The organism is Sphaerospermopsis sp. FACHB-1094, from assembly GCF_014696195.1.
Taxonomy (GTDB): domain Bacteria; phylum Cyanobacteriota; class Cyanobacteriia; order Cyanobacteriales; family Nostocaceae; genus Sphaerospermopsis; species Sphaerospermopsis kisseleviana.
Map to the genome: position 1 here is coordinate 1 of NZ_JACJPT010000094.1, position 20,284 is coordinate 20,284.

At 37.3% G+C, this 20,284-nt stretch carries 18 protein-coding genes and 2 pseudogenes; 15 read left to right on the forward strand and 5 right to left on the reverse strand.

What is annotated here, in order from left to right; genetic code table 11:
- Positions 1-15 precede the first annotated feature (15 nt).
- The 5 genes from H6F47_RS21080 (at position 16) to truB (ending at position 7,022) form a co-directional block, all read left to right on the forward strand.
- Positions 16-174 carry a zinc ribbon domain-containing protein gene (locus H6F47_RS21080; protein ID WP_347239050.1) on the forward strand — a complete coding sequence of 53 codons (159 nt, stop codon included), beginning with the start codon at positions 16-18 and terminating at the stop codon, positions 172-174.
- A 65-nt stretch (positions 175-239) separates the two neighbouring features.
- Entirely contained in the window at positions 240-2,285 is a 2,046-nt protein-coding gene (ligA, locus tag H6F47_RS21085; protein WP_137668636.1) for an NAD-dependent DNA ligase LigA, read from the forward strand.
- 525 nt (positions 2,286-2,810) lie between these two features.
- Complete coding sequence (locus H6F47_RS21090; protein WP_190650848.1) at positions 2,811-3,734, forward strand: DMT family transporter; 924 nt, start codon at positions 2,811-2,813, stop codon at positions 3,732-3,734.
- A 520-nt stretch (positions 3,735-4,254) separates the two neighbouring features.
- Positions 4,255-6,021, forward strand: a complete 1,767-nt coding sequence (locus H6F47_RS21095) for an alpha/beta hydrolase (RefSeq protein WP_190650851.1) — start codon at positions 4,255-4,257, stop codon at positions 6,019-6,021.
- Between the two features lie 122 nt (positions 6,022-6,143).
- Positions 6,144-7,022: a tRNA pseudouridine(55) synthase TruB gene (truB, locus tag H6F47_RS21100; protein ID WP_137668634.1), complete on the forward strand. Its 879-nt coding sequence runs from the start codon at positions 6,144-6,146 to the stop codon at positions 7,020-7,022.
- A gap of 141 nt (positions 7,023-7,163) precedes the next feature.
- Here the strand turns inward: truB and H6F47_RS21105 are convergent, their stop codons facing one another.
- From H6F47_RS21105 to queG, 3 genes are all read right to left on the reverse strand, one after another.
- Positions 7,164-7,460 carry a hypothetical protein gene (locus tag H6F47_RS21105; protein WP_096572906.1) on the reverse strand — a complete coding sequence of 99 codons (297 nt, stop codon included), beginning with the start codon at positions 7,458-7,460 and terminating at the stop codon, positions 7,164-7,166.
- A 135-nt stretch (positions 7,461-7,595) separates the two neighbouring features.
- Positions 7,596-8,231 carry an HAD-IA family hydrolase gene (locus H6F47_RS21110; RefSeq protein WP_137668633.1) on the reverse strand — a complete coding sequence of 212 codons (636 nt, stop codon included), beginning with the start codon at positions 8,229-8,231 and terminating at the stop codon, positions 7,596-7,598.
- Entirely contained in the window at positions 8,206-9,177 is a 972-nt protein-coding gene (queG, locus tag H6F47_RS21115; protein WP_190650854.1) for a tRNA epoxyqueuosine(34) reductase QueG, read from the reverse strand. Before queG ends, H6F47_RS21110 begins: the two co-directional genes overlap by 26 nt.
- Positions 9,178-9,486: 309 nt before the next feature.
- Here queG and H6F47_RS21120 point away from each other — a divergent pair, with 309 nt between their 5' ends.
- From H6F47_RS21120 to H6F47_RS21165, 10 genes and pseudogenes are all read left to right on the forward strand, one after another.
- Complete coding sequence (locus H6F47_RS21120) at positions 9,487-10,008, forward strand: orange carotenoid protein N-terminal domain-containing protein (RefSeq protein ID WP_096572501.1); 522 nt, start codon at positions 9,487-9,489, stop codon at positions 10,006-10,008.
- A 171-nt stretch (positions 10,009-10,179) separates the two neighbouring features.
- Complete coding sequence (locus H6F47_RS21125; protein ID WP_096572500.1) at positions 10,180-10,587, forward strand: ketosteroid isomerase family protein; 408 nt, start codon at positions 10,180-10,182, stop codon at positions 10,585-10,587.
- 309 nt (positions 10,588-10,896) lie between these two features.
- Positions 10,897-11,325, forward strand: a pseudogene (locus H6F47_RS21130) (IS5 family transposase); the annotation flags it as partial.
- A gap of 87 nt (positions 11,326-11,412) precedes the next feature.
- Positions 11,413-11,571, forward strand: a pseudogene (locus tag H6F47_RS21135) (transposase); the annotation flags it as partial.
- Between the two features lie 619 nt (positions 11,572-12,190).
- Positions 12,191-12,862 (forward strand): glutathione S-transferase family protein, encoded by a 672-nt coding sequence (locus H6F47_RS21140; protein ID WP_096572499.1) that lies wholly within the window; start codon positions 12,191-12,193, stop codon positions 12,860-12,862.
- A gap of 93 nt (positions 12,863-12,955) precedes the next feature.
- On the forward strand, positions 12,956-13,915 hold the full coding sequence (locus tag H6F47_RS21145; RefSeq protein ID WP_190650856.1) for a sulfurtransferase: 960 nt from the start codon (positions 12,956-12,958) through the stop codon (positions 13,913-13,915).
- A 27-nt stretch (positions 13,916-13,942) separates the two neighbouring features.
- Positions 13,943-14,101 (forward strand): hypothetical protein, encoded by a 159-nt coding sequence (locus tag H6F47_RS21150; RefSeq protein ID WP_190650858.1) that lies wholly within the window; start codon positions 13,943-13,945, stop codon positions 14,099-14,101.
- A gap of 11 nt (positions 14,102-14,112) precedes the next feature.
- Positions 14,113-15,096 carry a formylglycine-generating enzyme family protein gene (locus H6F47_RS21155; protein WP_190650860.1) on the forward strand — a complete coding sequence of 328 codons (984 nt, stop codon included), beginning with the start codon at positions 14,113-14,115 and terminating at the stop codon, positions 15,094-15,096.
- Between the two features lie 127 nt (positions 15,097-15,223).
- Positions 15,224-17,563 (forward strand): arylsulfatase, encoded by a 2,340-nt coding sequence (locus H6F47_RS21160; RefSeq protein ID WP_190650862.1) that lies wholly within the window; start codon positions 15,224-15,226, stop codon positions 17,561-17,563.
- Between the two features lie 304 nt (positions 17,564-17,867).
- Positions 17,868-18,743, forward strand: coding sequence for a bile acid:sodium symporter (locus H6F47_RS21165; protein WP_190650864.1), 876 nt, complete (start codon positions 17,868-17,870; stop codon positions 18,741-18,743).
- 718 nt (positions 18,744-19,461) lie between these two features.
- Here the strand turns inward: H6F47_RS21165 and H6F47_RS21170 are convergent.
- Together H6F47_RS21170 and H6F47_RS21175 are read right to left on the reverse strand one after the other, a co-directional pair.
- Entirely contained in the window at positions 19,462-19,842 is a 381-nt protein-coding gene (locus H6F47_RS21170; RefSeq protein WP_190347361.1) for a hypothetical protein, read from the reverse strand.
- A gap of 292 nt (positions 19,843-20,134) precedes the next feature.
- A partial coding sequence (locus H6F47_RS21175; RefSeq protein WP_190650823.1) for a helix-turn-helix domain-containing protein occupies positions 20,135-20,284 on the reverse strand: 150 nt, incomplete at its 5' end.

The following is a 20,284-nucleotide window of genomic DNA, read 5'->3' on the forward strand; positions in this document are numbered from 1 at the left end:
TCATTATCTCAAAGAGTGTTTAAATGTGATAGTTGTGGCTTTGAGATTGACAGAGATTTAAACGCTGCGATTAATTTAAAACAAGAAGCGGTCAGATTGATCGTGTTAGCCTGTGGACTAGATAGTGCCGACACTGCTAGGGTGAAACAGGAAGAAAAAGCCAACTTTTGTTAGCATTAGTTAGCTTTTTTGTATCGGATAATTATTAATTATTTACTAGATATTTTGCTATGAGTTTTATGATCCAAACCCACCCTGAAGCTAAACGTGTAGAAGAATTGCGACGTTTATTACAACAAGCCAGCTATGCTTACTATGTCCTCGATGCACCAATAATGGAAGATACGGTTTATGACCGACTGTATCGAGAATTACAGGAATTAGAAACGAAATATCCAGAATTAATCACTCCTGATAGTCCTACTCAGCGTGTGGGTGAACGACCAGCAACTCATTTTACATCAGTACGGCATAATATACCTCTATATAGTTTGGAAAATGCTTTTAATGTTGAAGAGTTGCAAAATTGGGATCAACGTTGGCAGCGACACCTACCACCTCAGTATTCTCTGGGGGAAGCGGACTATGTAGCGGAATTGAAAATTGATGGTGCGGCTTTGGCGTTGACTTACCAAAATGGTATTCTGGTAAGAGGTGCAACTAGGGGTGATGGGGTGATGGGTGAAGATATTACCCAAAATGTGCGGACTATTCGCTCTATTCCCTTACGTTTGAATTTTGACGGTTTGGCAGAAATTGAAAAGGTGGAAGTACGGGGAGAGGTATTTTTACCTTTGGAAGTGTTTAAACAAATTAATGAGAAAAGGCAAAAAGCAGGTGAACAGTTATTTGCTAATCCGCGTAATGCCGTAGCTGGTACGCTAAGACAGTTAGATCCGCGTATTGTTGCCCAACGTCAATTAGATTTCTTTGCTTATACTCTGCATATTCCTGGTTTGGATGATGCCAGTATTGCGAATACCCAATGGGAAGCTTTGGAATTGTTACAAAGGCTAGGCTTTCGCGTTGATACTAATCATAAACTCTGTCATTCTCTCAGTGAAGTTGCGGAATATTACCAATATTGGGACACGGAACGGCTAAATTCACCCTATATGACGGATGGGGTGGTGGTAAAATTGAATGCTTTTAAGCTGCAAGAACAACTAGGGTTTACACAGAAGTTTCCCCGTTGGGCGATCGCTCTCAAATATGCAGCCGAGGAAGCGCCTACTCGTGTAGAAAATATTACTGTCAATGTAGGCAGAACCGGAGCATTAACACCTTTGGCGGAAATGCGCCCCGTACAATTAGCAGGTACTACTGTTTCCCGTGCTACCTTACACAACAGCGATCGCATTCAGCAATTAGATATCCGCATTGGTGATACTGTCATTGTTCGCAAAGCTGGGGAAATTATCCCGGAAGTAGTACGGGTAATTAAAGAACTACGCCCTGCAAATACGGAACCTTTTATCATGCCTACCCATTGTCCTGTATGTGGTCAACCGGTGGTGAGAGAATCAGGAGAAGCTGTTACTAGATGTGTAAATGCTTCCTGTCCTGCCATTCTCAAAGGAGAGATTGAACATTGGGTAAGTCGGGATGCTTTAGATATTAAAGGAATGGGTGAAAAACTGGTGCATCAACTGGTAGATAAAAGTTTAGTCCATTCTGTTGGCGATTTATACGAATTGACAGAAGACAAGTTATGTGCATTAGAAAGGATGGGGAAAAAGTCAGCGCAAAAATTAATCAGTGCGATCGCTCAATCCAAAAATCAACCTTGGTCCAGGGTATTATATGGTTTAGGCATTCGTCATGTAGGTAGCGTCAACGCCCAATTATTAACCGAGAAATTTACCACCGTGGAAAAATTAGCCGCTGCAAAACAATCTGATATAGAAGGTGTTTATGGTATCGGTGCAGAAATTGCCCAATCAGTTTCTCAGTGGTTTCGCATCAGTGCAAATCAAACTTTAATTTCTCGTCTTCAAGCCATTGGGTTACAATTAGCTAACATCGAAACACCGAAAATAACAAGTGAAATTAATCCCAATATTGCAGGTAAAACCTTTGTGGTAACGGGTACTTTACCTAATTTAAAACGCGATGAAGCAAAAGCATTAATTCAAAAAGCTGGTGGGAAAGTCACTGACTCTGTGAGTAAAAAAACTGATTTTTTAGTTGTAGGTGCTGATGCAGGATCTAAATTAGAAAAAGCGCAATCTTTAGGAATTAAACAGTTAAATGAGGCACAGTTATTAGAGATGTTAAAGGAGTAATATGAAAAATTCATAATTGATAATTAATAATTCATAATTAGGTGACAAATAATGATTTAAAATCTACTTGAAACCAGTCCGCTGAAAGCAGTACAGGGAATCAAACCCTTGTAAATGATGTTTTAAATTGTGAATTATGAATTACTAATGATTAATCATGTTAAAATATACCCGGATCACATAATCAATGGCAGGAAGTAATTATCTATTCTTCAATCCTGAATCCGCAGGTGATCTCACTTGTATTGGGAGCATACCAATTTTGCGAAAATAAACGCACCCACACCAAAAACTCTCGCTTAACTCTCTTACCTTTGTGTCCTTTGCGCCCTTTGCGGTTCAATCATATCAGACCCTTGGATCATTTTATGTCGTTAGATAAAAATAAATTTACACATTTGGGATGCTCCCCTTGTATTCTTTTAACAAAATGATATCATCACGGGTTAATGACTCATAATCACTTTTTTCCTATTCCCCATTCCCAAACCTAAAATATATGATAAATAATCCCATGAAATTAATATGATACATCAAACTTCCGGCCGCTGGCGTTTAGGACTAAGTTTATCGTTACTTACGGTGTTTTTATGGGGAATTTTACCAATTGCCTTAAAGGTAACACTACAAGTTTTAGATGTCTATACCGTTATTTGGTTTCGGTTTTTGATGTCGTTTATATTGCTGGCAATTTATTTGTTTGTACAAAAAAAATTACCAACAATCGAACAATTACGTTCTAGTTCGGGAAAATTATTAGCAATAGCGACAATATTTTTGGGAGGTAATTATTTTCTCTTCATGCAAGGTTTAGCATTAACAACTGCCAGTAATGCAGAAGTAATTATTCAGTTATCTACTGTGTTATTAGGTTTTGGGGGTTTAGTTATTTTTAGAGAACGTTATACATTATGGCAATGGTTTGGTGTTAGTGTCTTAACTTTAGGGTTTTTATTATTTTTTAAAGCTCAAATTACCAATTTAATTACAGCCCAAGGACAATATCTTGTAGGTAGTGGATTACTTGTATTAGGTGCTGTTTGCTGGGCTATTTATGCCTTAGCACAAAAGCAACTATTACAATCTTTATCATCTTATCATATTATGCTAATTATTTATGGCGGCTGTGCTTTATTATTTACGCCATTTACCAAAGTCTATAAAATTTTTAATCTCGATTTTCTGCATTTATCAATGTTATTATTTTGTGGTTTAAATACTTTAATTGCTTATGGTTCTTTTGCTGAATCTTTAGAACATTGGGAAGCTTCCAGAGTCAGTGCAGTTTTAGCTTTAGCTCCCATTGTCACTTTAATAGCTGTGGAGTTGGTAGCGGGTATTTTTCCCCAGCTTATTCCCCCAGAAAATATTACCTTAATAGGAATTATTGGCGCTTTATTAGTTGTTTCTGGTTCAGTGGCGATCGCCTTGGGTAAGTCTGCAAAATAGAATTTACTGGAAAATTCAGAATTTCCGAAGTTTTTTCAAATAGTTCTTCTCTAAATAGATCAACATAATTAAACGTAAAATAATCTGTGGATAGATCCCTGACTTCTTGAAGAAGTCGATGATTTGAGTCTGAGGTTTTTTAATGTTGAGTTACTGTTCAAAAACAAAGATATTTGATTTTGCAGTCTCATGCAATACAAAAAACATAATTTTTACAAAAATTTTCACAAGGTTTAGATTTATTTACTCTAGAAAGCTACATCATAAACACTGAGGCAAGAGTTTTTTTTATTTACTAAAATTTTCAATATATATCTATATAAATCAATAGACCCACATCCATTTAGGTACAAATTGCTCTAATGATTGAATAGCTAAATTTTTATTTCAGCAGACAAAAAAAGCTCAAAACTATCCAGAACACAGATGTAATCAATAGTATATAAATTAATCAACAGGGTGTTTGAATAACTACCAAATTTAACGCCTCGCTAGACAACATCACGGAAACATTTGAGCGATGAATAGTTTGTTTGGTAACTTTTCCAGCAGCTGGAAAAAAAAATTCTTATTGCTGGTGCTTTCAATGTTGCTGCCAACATTTGGAATGAGTAATTCTGTGATGGCAGCAGAGCAAATTTACGCTGCTTATTCTATCCTGGAAATTCCTATTCCTGTGATGAGTTTAGAAACCTATACAAAAACAGGAATAATTGATGATAAATTAGCAGTTTATCAACAATATATTTCATCTGATAAACTGCAAAAATTACGCAAAATTTTACTTAGTAATGTCAAAATTACTCCCGCAGTTGCGTCACAATTTCTCCACACCCAGCAAGGGGAATTTATGCTGCAACGTTTGGCTAAATTAATTACAGCTAAATCTCCTCAAAATGATTCAGAGATTGAGGATTTACGTACTGCGATTATTTCAGCGTCTGGGGAACCAGAAGGATTAACGTTATTAAATTTATTACGCAATTATCCTAGCAGTAGTATTCGTCTTAACTTAGCTGATAGCTTAGAGATAGCTGGTGAACTGGAAAATATAATTAGTGAAACTCAGCAAGCGATCGCCATACTTCAACAACAATCAAAAATAGAAGCTGCTACTATTCCCAAGAAAAATTTATCCTTCTTAGCAAATTTACAAAATCCTGGTATTTTTACATTTAAAAAATCTACGCTGGAATTTTTTGATATCACCAGAGATCGACATTTATTAACGGATATTTATATTCCCAATCTTCAAAATACCACACCAGTAATTGTGATTTCTCACGGCTTGGGTTTAGATAGCAGTAACTTTCGTTATTTAGCCAAACACTTAGCATCTCATGGATTTGCCGTTGTCGTCCCTAATCATCCTCATCTATTTTTCAACAATAGAAATAATAGGAAAATAGAAGAAGCAAATGAATTTATTAATAGACCTTTAGATATAAAATATATATTAGATAAACTAGAAAAAACCAACCAGTCTGATGGTGAATTTAAAGGTAAATTAAATCTGCAACAAGTGGGAATATTTGGTCAGTCTTTTGGTGGTTATACTGCATTAGCTTTAGCCGGGGCAAAAATCAACTTTCAACAACTACAAAAAGATTGTCAACCAGATGCGCTACAAGATACCTGGAATATGTCTTTATTGTTGCAATGTCGCGCTTTGGAATTGCAAAATAAATCTACACAACAAGAGAATATTAATTTACGAGATCAGAGAATAAAAGCCGCGATAGCTGTTAACCCCATCACCAGTTCTATATTTGGTGAATCTGGTTTAAATCAAATGCAAACTCCTGTGATGTTTATTGGTAGCAGTGAAGATACTGTAGCACCAGCTTTATATGAACAAATCCTACCTTTCTCTTGGTTAACTAATCCCCACAAATATCTTGTTATGCTTGTTGGTGCAACTCATTTTTCTAGCATTGGTAATAGTAACCCTGGAAGTCAACAAATAGCATTACCCCCAGACATGGTTGGTAATGCTTCCCAATCGCGTGCTTACATCAATTCTTTAAGTTTGCCTTTTTTCCAAACTTTTGTATATCAAAAACCACAATATCTTCCCTACCTCAACGCTGGTTATGCTCAAACTATTTCTAGTCAATCTTTAGGTTTAAGTCTCGTAAAATCTCTGAACACTCTACAGTTAGCACCAATATTAGAGCATAATCATCAACCAGCTATACCCAAAAAAAAACTCTCTTTAACTATAGTCAGATGGGGATTTTGGATATTAAATATTGGTGTCTCCCTACTACATTTGTTGATTTTTTAGTGATGTTGTTTGTTTAACTCTTTATTCCTACACTGTAATTAAATAGAAAATGCTATATAATTAATTACGTTCGCGCCAGCGTTCCGTAGGCTCTATTTCTAATTAACAATTACGAATTATTTGTGCAGGGTTTTATCAATTTAAACAAACCTGATGACTGGACTTCCCATGACTGCGTAGCACGAGTCAGAAAACTGTTGCGTTTAAAACGAGTGGGACACGCAGGAACTTTAGATCCAGCAGCTACAGGAGTTTTACCCATCGCTTTGGGAAAAGCCACCAGATTATTACAATATTTACCCGGTGAAAAAGCTTATAAAGCTACCGTGCGTTTTGGGGTGCGTACTACTACTGATGATTTACAAGGGGAAGTTATCACCTCTCAACCTTGTCCTGGCTTAAAATTAACCGCCATAGAAACCGAAATACCCCAATTTATCGGTAAAATTGAGCAAATTCCCCCTAGTTATAGTGCGATTCAAGTTGAAGGTAAACGTCTGTATGATTTAGCACGTCAAGGAGAAATTGTACAAGCACCAGTGAGAACGGTAGAAGTATTAAAAATAGAGATTTTAGACTGGCGTGATAGTGATTTCCCGGAATTGGATTTGGCGATCGCCTGTGGTGCAGGAACATATATTAGAGCGATCGCCCGTGACTTAGGCATACTTTTAAACACAGGAGCAACCCTCGCCGCCTTAACCAGAACAGAAAGCAGCGGATTTTACTTAGAAAACAGCCTCACTTTCACAGACATAGAAAACCAACTGCAAACCGGCACATTTCAAACCATCTCCTCAGATGCAGCATTACAACAACTATCACCCGTAAGCCTACCAGACACATTAGCCAAAAAATGGTGTCAAGGACAGAAAGTTCCTGTAAATCTCGAAATTTCAGATTTAGTAAGAGTTTATGAACAAGACAACCGCTTTTTAGGAGTTGGAAAAATCCAAGATCAAATATTAATACCCCAAATGGTTTTTGAACCTATTTCTTAATATTCAAACCCACAATATTCTTTTCGCAAAGTATCATAAACATCGGGTATACAACCACGCATTTAAAGGCGAAAATTTTTTGAAGTGGGGTATAAATACCCCTGACAAAAACGGACTCCTGCCTTCTGCCTCTTGCCTTCGTTATTCCCAAGTTCCCACATCCCGTAAAATACTAGGAATCTCACCTTGGGATAAGGGAAACTCTAAAATAGTTTCTCTATATCCCAAATATCCCGACTCAGTAAAAGACATCAACATCCGCGCCAACGCTAACCAAACCTCAAACTCATATTCCCAATCACTACCACGTCTAGCACGACCAGCAATAGAACGTAAAGCCCAAAAATAAGAATTTCTGACCACCGAACTACCTTTTTTAAATTCTGGTACATCCTCATGGTGAATAAATAAAACATTATTTTCAATTCTCGCTCTCATAATAATTTTATATTTTCGGCAAACCCTAATGACTGATTACTGATAAAAGTTGGTAAGGCCAAGTAGGAATGCGTTTGACATCCACTGTTATTGTTCCTTGAGACTCAATAGATTCTCAAGTTTTCAAACAACCTCTTAGCAATTTTTGATTACTTCTAATAGTTCACTAGGATGATTAATTAAAAAATCAGGATTTTCCTTAGCTAGTGCTTCAGGAGAATTAAAACCCCAAGTAACAGCAACTACTTTAATATTAGCTTTTTTGGCTGCTTCTACATCTCTGGTTTCATCTCCCACATAAATTACTATTTGTGGTTTGATTTGCTTTTGTCTTAATACATTATTAATTATAGTTGTTTTGCCAAAAATTGTTACTCCTGAGTGAATAAATTCAAATAAATAATCTAAATCATGACATTTGAGAAATGCACTTACATTTTCTTGAGAATTAGAAGTAATAATTCCCAATCTATATTCTTTATCTTTGAGTTCTGTAAGTGCTTCTTTAATTCCTGGTATAGATTCTAAATCTTTGATTTTGTTTTTTAATTCCCCTTTAACTTTTTTCACTAAAAAAGGTATCTTAAACAAAGATATACCTGAATATCTAATAATTTCTCTAGAGGTTAAGTTCCTTAATAGAGTCAGTTCATTAGCAGATATTTGTACATAACCAAACTCTACAGCTAACCGATTGGCAATAGTTACAAGAGCATCTACTGTATCTGCAATTGTGCCATCAAAATCAAAGATGATTACTTTTCGAGTCATTTTTTAGTTTAGATGAGTCAAGATTAGCGCGGGCATTTCTTCGTAACATTTTGGGTTTAATGCGTCGCAAAGCTGATGCTGTAAATCGTCTATCCCACTCCTCATCTGTGATTTGTGCTAATTCTACCAGTTTGGGTGCTAAATTTTCAGGATATGGTTGAAAATCTGTAACATCAGTTATTTGAGCAAAACGCTGATTCCACGGACATACATCTTGACAAATATCACAACCGGCAACCCATCCATGCAAGTTAGTTTTAATATTTTCTGGTAATGTTTCTGCTCGATTTTCAATAGTGTGATAAGCAATGCACCTGTTAGCATCGACTAGAAACGGTTGAGTAATTGCAGCAGTAGGACAAGCTTGGATACATCTTGTACAATTACCGCAATGTTGGGTAGCAGAGCGATCGCTCTCTAACTCAATATTAGTTAATATTTCTCCTAAAAATACCCAAGATCCATACTCTCTTGTAATGAGATTACCATTTTTGGCAATCCAACCAATACCAGCTTTTTGCGCCCAAACTTTATCTTGTACTGGTCCGGTGTCTGCATAATATCTGGCTTTTATACCTTCACCCTGTGATTCTAACCAGGTAGCCAGTTGTTTTAGTTTCTTGTGCAGTACCTTATGATAATCTCTTCCCCAGCCATAACGGGAAATTTTCGCGTATTCTTCTCCTTCTGGATGTTGATGTGGTGTGTAATAATTTAACGCCACACAAATCAGCGATCGTACTTCTGGCATTACCAAACTAATATCCTGACGTTTTGGGTTTCCCATCCATTCCATATCAGCGTGATAACCCATTGCTATCCATGATTGCAGCTTTTGAATTTCTGTAGCGTCTACCCCTTCTACCGCAGCAAAACCCACTTTGTGAAAGCCTATCTCTTGGGCTTTCTCTTTGATGACACTACTAGTTAAGCTACACTTTTTCATGTTTACACTCCTTCCTGGTGTAGTTGCTAAGTTTTTTGTGTTAATGAACCGCAAAGTACGCAAAGTACACAAAGCAAGACTAGGAGTAATTTTTTACCTCAAAGGGGTTAATCAGAAAAATTGCTTTGGCATTATACACAATATCATCATTTTTTTCATTTGTTCTCCTTAACTCTATGATTTGTAAATTTTATTTGCATTTTGTTAAGAAATAATGCAAAATAGTTGACAAGAGGTCAAGCAACCCAGAGTGATGCCCACCTCCCACTGATTAACAACAAATTTAGTTAATAAACTGTGGTGAATATAATGACTTTCACTTCTGATTCAGCTTCAACCCGCTTTTCTGGTGCTTTAAACTACAGCAACCAAACAATTGATACTGTCACCTCAACCATTGCTGTATTTAAAGCCCTCAGCATTGATGACCAACTAGCAGTTTTGTGGTACGCATACACAGAAATGGGTAAATCCATTACCCCAGCCGCTACAGGTGCAGCTAGATTACAACTAGCAGAAGGTTTGTTGAATCAAATCAAACAAATGCCTCATGCAGAGCAGTTAGAAGCGATGCGTGATTTAGCTGGTCAAAAAAATACTCAAGTTTCTCGCTCTTACGGTATTTTCAGTGCTAACACTAAGTTAGCTTTCTGGTACGAATTAGCAGAATTAATGGCAAAAGGTTTTGTAGTACCGGTACCACCAGGTTATCAGATTTCCCGTGATGGCGCACAAGTTTTACAAACTCTCAAAGAATTAGATTTTGGTCAGCAAATTACAGTTTTCCGCAAAGTAGTTACAGAAATGGGTGTTGATCCTTTAGCTGACTAATTGCTGATATTCTTCCAACCTCAATGTCTTTTTACAATTTTATTCCCAGGTAATTACTTGGGAATAATTTATTTTTAGGAGTCAGGAGTCAGGGGGAAGTTAATAACCCAATTCCCCATTCCCAATTCCCAATTCCCCATTCCCCATTCCCCATTCCCAGCAGTTAAAAATATGAATATTACTATTGAAGGAATTACAGAACCAACTATATTGCGTTACTTTACCACTTTAAACGCAGGTGATTTTACAAATACTGCGGCATTATTTACTGAAGATGGTTTGATGTATCCACCTTTGGAGTCTGCGGTTATGGGACGAAATGCGATCGCTTCCTATCTCCATCAAGAAGCGCAAGACATTAAAGCCGAACCCCACCAAGGAATTATTGAAAATTCAGCAGATCAAAAAATCCAAATTCAAGTTACAGGTAAAGCACACACTTCTTGGTGTAGTGTTAATGTTTTATGGTTATTTATCCTCAACCCACAACAGGAAATTCTAGAAGCTAAAATCAAACTTTTAGCTTCACCCCAAGATTTACTTTCCCTGCGTCCACCAAATAAAGAATATACTAAGTAAGTCGGCTTGAAAAAACCGAGGTATGTTACAAAAGGTAAATCCCCTGAAAGTCTCTTCCCTCTTGCCTTTTGCCTCTTGACTTTTGCCTTGCCATAACGATAAATTTTAACGCCTACCTACTTATTACGCCATTCAATAATTATACAATTGCTTCACTTTACCTCTGGAAAAAATGCCAAGTCTCCACCTATTACGGTGGGAACTAAAACTGCACGGTCTAAGAGGATGTTTGAAAAGTCGGAAAGGATGTAAAAAATCTCTCTCAGTATAAGCTGTGAATAGTGAATAGACAGCACGCCTGTGAGCAACATGAGTAAAGCATACCCCAGCAATCTGACTCGTGACCAGTATGAATTGATAAGTGACATGATTCCAGAACCAAAACCAGGAGGTCGTCCGCGTGAAGTCGATATGTGGGAAATCCTGAACGCGATATTTTATGTGTTGGTAGAAGGAGTCAGATGGCGGAGTTTGCCTGGGGATTTTCCAGCATGGCAGACAGTGTACACATATTTCCGCAATTGGCGGAAGGATGGAACATGGTTGCGTATCCACGATAGCCTACGAGATTGGACAAGGATTGAAATCGAACGTCATTCTTTACCGTCTGAGGCGATTATCGACAGCCAAAGTGTGAAAAGTGCGGCAATGGTGAGTCAATCAGTGGGCTTTGATGCAGGCAAGAAAATTACAGGGCGTAAGCGATTTCTGACAGTCGATACCTTGGGTTTAGTCTTAGAGGATGTTTGAAAAGTCGGAAAGGATGTAAAAAAGCTCTCTCAGTATAAGCTGTGAATAGATAATAAACAGGACCCAGAGAGTAGTATGAGTAAAGCATACCCCAGTAACCTGACCCGTGACCAATATGAATTAATCAGCGACCTGATTCCAGAGCCTAAACCTAGAGGACGCAAGCGTGAAGTCAATATGTGGGAAGTCCTAAACGCGATTTTTTATATCTTGGTAGAAGGAGTGAGATGGAGAGCATGTTAAAGCTTTATTAATCGAAAAGTATTGGTATGAGACATTAACTTAACAGATGGAAGTTCGCTAAACGACCCGGCAATGAACGCGGTACTGAAGAAAAGCAAGGTATGGACAAGTGTTAGATTGTTGGGCATTTTGGCTCTACATTTTGAGAAAAATGTTTGCTAAAAGACTTGTTTTTTAGTAAAAACTATGAAATACTCTTAGAATACTACTAAAAGTTGACCGATAAACCGTAGTTAATGTTGACCTCTGGTATTTTGCCAGTCAAAAGAATATAACTCGTAGAAGAGAAGCAATTTCACTTCTATCTTTGGCTGTCATTCAAATTGCAATTTTTGTAATTAGGGGATGTGGAATAAATGTAAAACCTAGACAAATCAAAGGATTGAGGCGAAAAATAGAACAATGAGGTGCAAGGTTTTTCAAGATAGGAGTAGCAAAATTGAAAATAGTGAGCGTGAAATAGGGAAAAATTTGTTGCCAACAGATAGCCCAGACTCTTGTCTTTTGCCTGTCTATACGAGAATACTTTTATGGCTTACGCCACGCTCTGCTATCAGCAAGCCCTAATTAACTAAAAAATCAAACAAATCCCAATCAAGGAAAGGACTAAATGAGTACATTACAACTGTATTTTGCTAAAGCCTCTACTTTTTCCCAAAGAACCCGTGTAGTGTTGCTGGAAAAAGGAATTGATTTTACACCGATTGAAATTGACTTACAGAATAAACCAGAAGCTTTTACCCAAGTTTCTCGCTATGGAAAAGTTCCAGCCATCAAACATGGTGATGTGGAAATATATGAATCCGCAATTATCAATGAATATTTAGAAGAAGTATTTCCCGAACCAGCTTTATTACCTCATGATCCTGCTCAAAAAGCGGTTGCAAGAATTTGGATAGATTACGCTAATACCCGTTTAGTTCCAGCTTTTAATAAATTCCTGCGTGGTAAAGATACCCAAGAACAAGAACAGGGAAAGAGAGAGTTTTTAGAGTCTCTTTTGTATATTGAAGAAGAAGGATTAGGCAAACTTTCTGGTAATGGTCCCTACTTCTTAGGCGAACATTTGAGTTTAGTTGATATCAGCTTCTATCCTTGGTTTGAAAGATTACCAGTTTTAGAAAAATTCCGTAATTTTACATTGCCCACAGAAACATATAAATTACAGGAATGGTGGGAGAATTTACGTCAACGGGAATCTATTCAACAAGTTGCTAATCCTACAGAATTTTATGTAGAAAGATTCGCTAAAATTCTTGGTTTAACGGTAACAACGGCGTAGAATGCGGTTTTTGAGATTACTTTAACATTCCTGTTAATTAAAGTAATTTCACTAAGTAATGAAGATTTTGATGAAATAGAAATAAAGGTGAAAATGATGGTTAAAAGTTTTTCTTTAAAGAATTTGAAAAAACCTAAGTTATTTGCTATGGTGACAGTGTTTTTTGCATTTTTAGTAAGTATTCCCTTATTACCTTTGCCAGTATTATCAGCTAATTCTCGCGCCAATATTCAGTTTGTTTCGCCAAATTGGGTAGCTGAAAACGCCAAAGATCCTAACCTTAGAATTTTAGATGTACGTAATTTTCCTCTCGACTATATAGAAGGACATCTTCCTAATGCTGTCAACATTGCTGATACAGCTTTTAGGGGTCCAAAAGAAGGATTACCGGTACAATATTGGGAAAATCAAAAATTAGGAGAAATATTTGCTAATTCTGGTGTAACAAATAATAGTCGTGTTCTTGTATATTCAGATGGTAGAGATGTTTTAGGTGCAACAATGGTTGCTTATTTACTAGAACGTTCTGGATTGAAAGATATTGCTGTATTAGATGGTGGTTATGGTGGTTATAAAACCGATCAAGCTGTCACAAAAGAATTTCCTAAATACTCAGTCGGTAAATTCACAGTTAAAGATAACCCTTCAGTGCGTGTGAATTTAAGTGATGTGAAAAAACTGATTGGTAAATCAGGAGTTGTTTTTATTGATCCTAGACCAGAAAAATTGTTCCGGGGTGAGGAAAATATTTGGATACGCAATGGACATATTCCTGGGGCGCGAAATATTCCTTGGGTAACATTTACAGATGCTAAAAATCCTCACAAATTAAAGTCATTAGATGAGATTAAAAAAATTCTGGCAGATAAAAAGATTACTCCTGAAAATGACATTATTGTTTCTTGTAGTACAGGACGAGAAGCTACATTACAATATGTGGTTTTAAAGCATCTGCTTAATTATCCCAAAGTCAGAATTTATGAAGGTTCTTGGACAGAATATAGCACTCACAAAGATTTACCAGTGGCTACTGGAGAGGAGAAACTAACTTAGAAAAGAGAAGAGGTGAAAAATAAATCCATGAGATATGCAATTTTGTTAATTACTGCTCCAATTTTCATCTTGATTCCAGTATATGTATTGACTGCCAATAATCTCAATCAAGATAACTTGGTCAGTTGCAGAAGTGGTAAAGAAGAACCTCCCAGTGATTCTACAAGCGATCGCTCAGGAGCTTAATACAACGTAAAATGCGGTTCTTAATATTACTACTGATTCAAGTAATTGCACTTATATCACTATTCACCAATCTACCAGTATTAGCATTTGCCGTTAACCCCTGTCCTCCAGGAATGGTATTAATTCCCGGAGGTACATTCAAAATGGGAGCAGATGATTCTGGTTTTGTGGAAGAGCAAACAGCAGAAAATGTCACAGTTACATCCTTTTGCATAGATAAATACGAAGTGACAAACGCTCAGTTCGCTGAATTTGTCAAAGCCACCAACTATGTAACAGTTGCAGAACGACCTTTATCAAAAGAACAGTTTCCCGACTTACTAGATGAGCAGAGATTACCAGGATCAATGGTCTTTCAAATGCCAAAACAAGGTGTGAAGGAAGTTCAAATTCTCAGTTGGTGGCATTGGACACCCAGTGCTAATTGGCAGCATCCCTTTGGTAGTGATAGCACTATTGTAGGGAAAGAAAACTACCCAGTTGTTCATATTGCATATCAAGACGCTGTAGCCTACGCCCAATGGTCAGGAAAATCATTACCAACAGAAGCACAGTGGGAATATGCTGCTCGCGGTGGGTTGGATGGAGCAACTTATACCTGGGGGAATCAATATTCAGTGAAAAAAGCCAACACCTGGCAGGGAATCTTCCCCTTTTTCAATACTAAAACTGATGGTTATGTAGGAACAGCAAAAGTAGGTTCTTTCCCAGCCAATGGTTATGGACTGTACGACATGACCGGCAATGTGTGGGAATGGACTTCCGACTTATTCAACGATAGATCCCCCACTTCTCAAAGAAGTCGGGGATCTGTTAACCAAAGTTTTGACCCTAAAAAACCTACAGAAACTGACCTTCATGTCATCAAAGGTGGTTCTTACCTATGTGCGCCAAACTATTGTAGCCGTTATCGTCCAGCCGCACGGGAATCAGAATCTACTGATACGGGAACAACCCATATCGGGTTTCGTTTGGTGAAGAATTTACAAGACTAACGCAAAATCTCTCTCTAACATTCTTAATCTTCGTGTCCTTTGTGTCCTTCGTGGTTCGTTAAAAGATTAAGCCTCACGCAAAGACGCAAAGACGCAAAGTTGCAGATTTCTTATACAAGGATATTGTATGTTACATTCAATTTTGCGGGTGCTGTCTCTATCTTTTCTCATCACATTGTTGATGGTAACAAGCCCCGCCTTAGCTGCGACATCAAAGGTTTTACCAGTACGTCCACCGTCTTTTGATGGTGAAATTGGCTTAACTTACAAAGATTCAAAACCAGATTTTCCCGCACCCATTAAAGCCCCGGAAAAAGCCCCGAATGTATTATTAGTATTATTGGATGATGTGGGTTTTGGGCAAGCGAGTACATTTGGTGGACTCGTAGATACCCCGAATTTAACTCGTTTAGCTGAAAAAGGATTACGTTACAACCAATTCCACACTACAGCCCTTTGTTCACCCACCAGAGCAGCTTTATTAACTGGACGCAACCATCATTCAGTCGGTACAGGTGTAGTTGCAGAGTTAGCATCTGGTTTTCCCGGTTACACAACAATTTTACCCAAGAGTGCGGCTACTGTAGCGGAAGTATTACGGCAGAACGGTTATAATACTGCTGCTTTCGGTAAATGGCACAACACACCAGATTATGAAACCAGTGCGGCTGGACCCTTTGACCGCTGGCCGACGGGATTAGGATTTGAGTATTTTTATGGTTTTTTGGGTGGTGATACTAACCAATGGAGTCCGGCTTTGGTAGAAAATACTAAGCGAGTTGCACCACCAACCAATAACCCTGATTATCATTTGACTCCAGATTTAGTAGATCATGCCATTAACTGGATTCATTCTCAACAGTCTATAGCCCCTGACAAGCCCTTTTTTACCTATTTGGCTACCGGTGCTACCCATGCACCTCATCACGCTCCCAAAGCCTGGATAGACAAGTACAAGGGAAAATTTGACCAAGGCTGGGATAAATTACGAGAAGAAACCTTTGCTCGTCAAAAACAACTGGGTGTAATTCCTGCTAATGCCGAACTTACCCCCCGTCCGGTAGAATTGCCAGCGTGGGATTCCTTATCTCCAGATGATCAAAAAATCTATGCCCATGAAATGGAAGTATTTGCCGGATTTTTGGCACATACGGACTATGAAGTGGGAAGATTAATTGATGCCATTGACCAAATTGGTGAATTAGACAACACCTTAGTTTTCTACATCGTTGGTGATAATGGTGCTAGTGCCGAAGGTGGTTTAGCAGGTAGCGTCAATGAATTAAAAGTTTTCAATAAAGTACCTGAAAGTCGAGAACAGTTATTAGCTTCTTTGGATGATTTAGGTAGTCCTAAAACATTCAATCATTATCATGCAGCTTGGGCTTGGGCTGGTACAACACCATTTCAATGGACAAAACAAATAGCGTCTCATTTTGGTGGCACTCGTAACCCCTTGATTATTGCATGGGGCGATCGCATCAAAGATCAAGGCGGACTTCGTAGCCAATTTCATCATGTTATTGATATTACGCCAACTATTTTTGAAGCTGCGGGAATTACTGCACCTACTCAAGTTAACGGGGTAAAACAACAGAAAATCGAAGGTACTAGCTTAGTTTACACTTTTGATGATCCTGAAGCTGCTTCTAAACATGAAACTCAGTATTTTGAGATGTTTGGCAACCGGGCGATTTATGATGATGGATGGATAGCTGCGGCGCGTCATCCCCGATTACCTTGGCAGGGTACAATTAACGCTGACTTCGAGAAAGATCCTTGGGAACTATACAACATTGAGAAAGATTTTAGCGAAGCTAATAACCTAGCATCTGAAAATCCAGAGAAATTAGAAAAACTGCAAAAGTTGTTTTTATCAGAAGCTCGTAAACACAAAGTTTTACCATTAGATGATCGCGTTTCTGAAAGATTTGATGTCAAAAGTCGTCCTTCCCCTGCCGCAGGACGCACAACTTTTACTTACTATTCTGGTGGAGTTAGCATTCCTGAAGGCAGCGCCCCAAGTTTAAAAAATAGATCCTTTAGTATTACTGTTGATGTAGACATTCCTGAAAATGGTGCAGAAGGTGTTTTATTAACTCAAGGTGGACGTTTTGCGGGTTGGGGATTTTTCCTAGAAGATAGTAAACCAACCTACGTTTACAACTTTGCTAATTCCGAAAGGTACACTATTCAATCTCCTGAAAAATTAGCACCTGGTAAATCAACAATTAAATTTAATTTTGATTATGATGGTGGTGGAGTTGGTGCAGGTGGAATTGGCAAGTTATTCATTAATGATCAACAGGTAGCTGAGGGTAGAATTGAAAAAACTTTACCCTACCGTTTGGCATTAAATGAAACTTTTGATGTCGGTCAAGATACAGGTACTCCGATTGTGGAAACCTATCAAGTACCCTTTGCATTCACAGGTAATTTACAGAAGGTTACTTTAAATTTGAATTAAAAATGTAGCAAATGTAGGTTGGATTAAATAACGAAACCCAATAGGCTAAGAGATTATACAGCAGTTTCCGTTATTATGAAGTACAGATATTAATGATAAAACCCTTGTGGGACAGGCATACTTCGACATAGTTCGACTCCGCACTTCGACTTCGCTCAGTACAAGCTCACTAACCGCTCAGTACAAGTCTTGCCTGTTCATAGTGTACCTCATGTACATGGAATATGCTGTATATGTTGGGTTTCACTTTGTTCAACCCAACCTACAGATTTGTTGAAAGTGAAATAAGTGAAATAAGAAATTTATGAATGAAGTTATCCCCATTCTTGACAAAATAGCATTCCTTTGTTTTGTTGTTGCTACTATGTTTGGTACAGGTTTAAAGTTAACTGTACAAGAAATTTGGCAGCCTCTTCGTAATATCCGTTTAGTTGTTTTATCGCTACTAGTAAATTTTGTATTAGTGCCACTTTTTGTATATTTGCTTGTCCAAGTAATACCTGTGGATGAACCTGTGAAAGATGGGTTTATCATTATGGCATTAGCATCAGGTCCGCCAGCTTTACCTAAACTTGCGCAAATAGTTAAGGGGAATTTAGCTTTTTCTACAGGGTTGATGATGATGTTAATGTTCGGTACTGTTTTTTATATGCCGATTGTATTACCTTTGGTTTTGCAAGGGGTACAAGTTAACTCTTGGGATATTGCTAAACCTTTAATATTGATGATGATAATACCATTAGCAATTGGGTTATTTATTAAGTCCAAATCTGAAAATATATCCCTTAGCTTACAAGCAATTACCGCCAAATTATCTAGTTTTGGATTGCTTTTAGGTTTAGTGGTCAGATTGATAGTTCACTTTAGTGAAATTACTGTTTTATTGACAAATGGTGTGATATTTGTATGTGCTATTTTTATTGTATTTTCTTTTACTGTAGGTTATTTATTGGGAGGACCTGGTATTGATACTCAAAGAGTTTTAGGAGTAGGAACTGCACAACGCAATTTTGCTGCTGCTTTGTTAATAGGTACAAGCAATTTTGATGATCCAAATGTGATCAGTGTGATTATGGTAACGAGTTTATTAATGATGGTTTCAGTTGTAATTTTGGGTAAAAATTTACCAGAATTAGATCAAGGACAGAGTGCGGAAATAGAGCAGTTGGAAGTTTCGTGATGACATTAACAGGACTTACGCAACTGGCACAGCGATCGCTAATTATTAGTATATGTGTACTGCAATAATGAAGATGTTATTGAATCATAGGACTTACGCAACTGGCACAAGCGATGGTGCGGCTACGCTGCACCGACCGCCTAAAGACTAAACCATTGACATAGCAATATCTGGACGTTTTAGTTGTCCTATTAAATACAGGACTTACGCAAAAGGGAACGAAAGTAGGGGTAATTCATGAATTACCCCTAAGCAAGAATAAGGTTTTCAGTCACATCTTGCGTAAGTCCTATATTTATCAAATTAAGCATAATTTGCTTTCTAATTATTTAACTCACATTCCGCATAAGCGGAGAATAAAAAAATAATTATCTCCAAAAACATTGTTTGGTAAGGGTTTTCAGGATTTTAGTTCAAAGGAACTATAAAATGTTTATTAGGAATTTATCTCATTTATTGAGAATATTTTTGGAGTAAAGTTTGTACAACCCTGAATCTTTCGTGATAATTATTCAGAATTGGATTTTATATGCGGAATGTGGGGTAATTGTCATGTTGATTTTACAAAAAATAACTGCTTTCATTGAAAGAGAGAATCTATTTTAAAACCTCATGGAATTAATTTTAGTAATATTCTCTATTTTTTGGCAGATAAAGTTAAAATCAAACAGAAAAATTAGGTAAATAAAATTTTTCTGGTTGGGATTTTTCAAAAATATCAATTATCTGGGTCACATCTGCGGAATGTGGGATATAATTTATCTTGTTCTGAATAATTATTAAATTTTAGTCCTACCTCTGGGAGTTTGTCCCAAAATAATAAACAGCGATATGCTTGGTCAAACATATCTCTTGGGTCGCCTAATACTTCACTGTCTCCCCAAACTAACCAAGATTCTAATAAAGTGAAATATTGTTCTGTGGGGTTGAGACTCTGCCAAATTTGAAGAATTTTGGGGTCTAAAACTAATTTAGTCTTTTTACCTTTACCAATAATTTGAGCTAGTCCAGAGGTGTGGAGGAGGAAATAAAGACCGTGTATATAGGGGTAAGATTTTTGTACAGGACGTTTAAGGTTAATGTCTATAGAAAAACTCAATTGAGAGTTAAGTTCTTGCAGATATTTCAGGGGAAACTGGTGGTAAGTGCTACTAACTTCAACACCGTCAGGTTGGAGAAAATCTAAAATAGTTTGAAAGTCTTTTAAAATTGTTCCTGGGGTATGTTGACTAATAGTTTGTTGTTGCAGTATTTGTTTTTTATCATCCGTGAGTGTTAGTTTTTATCGGATGTGTTCTGGAATGAGAGAAAATACGTTAATCATCTGAGGTTAACAATGGTTTACAAGTTAAATTAGAGGAATAACCCGTAAGTTTTACGAGCCAAAAATTTTAATAAAGCACACTGTTTAACCCACGATTCTTTATCAAGTGCAGTAGTTTAAGAGATGCCCCACTAGGCCGCTTTTGTCCTATTTCCCATTTTTGAACTGTTGAAGGACTTATATTCAAAATACGTGCAAAAACAGCTTGACTGACTTG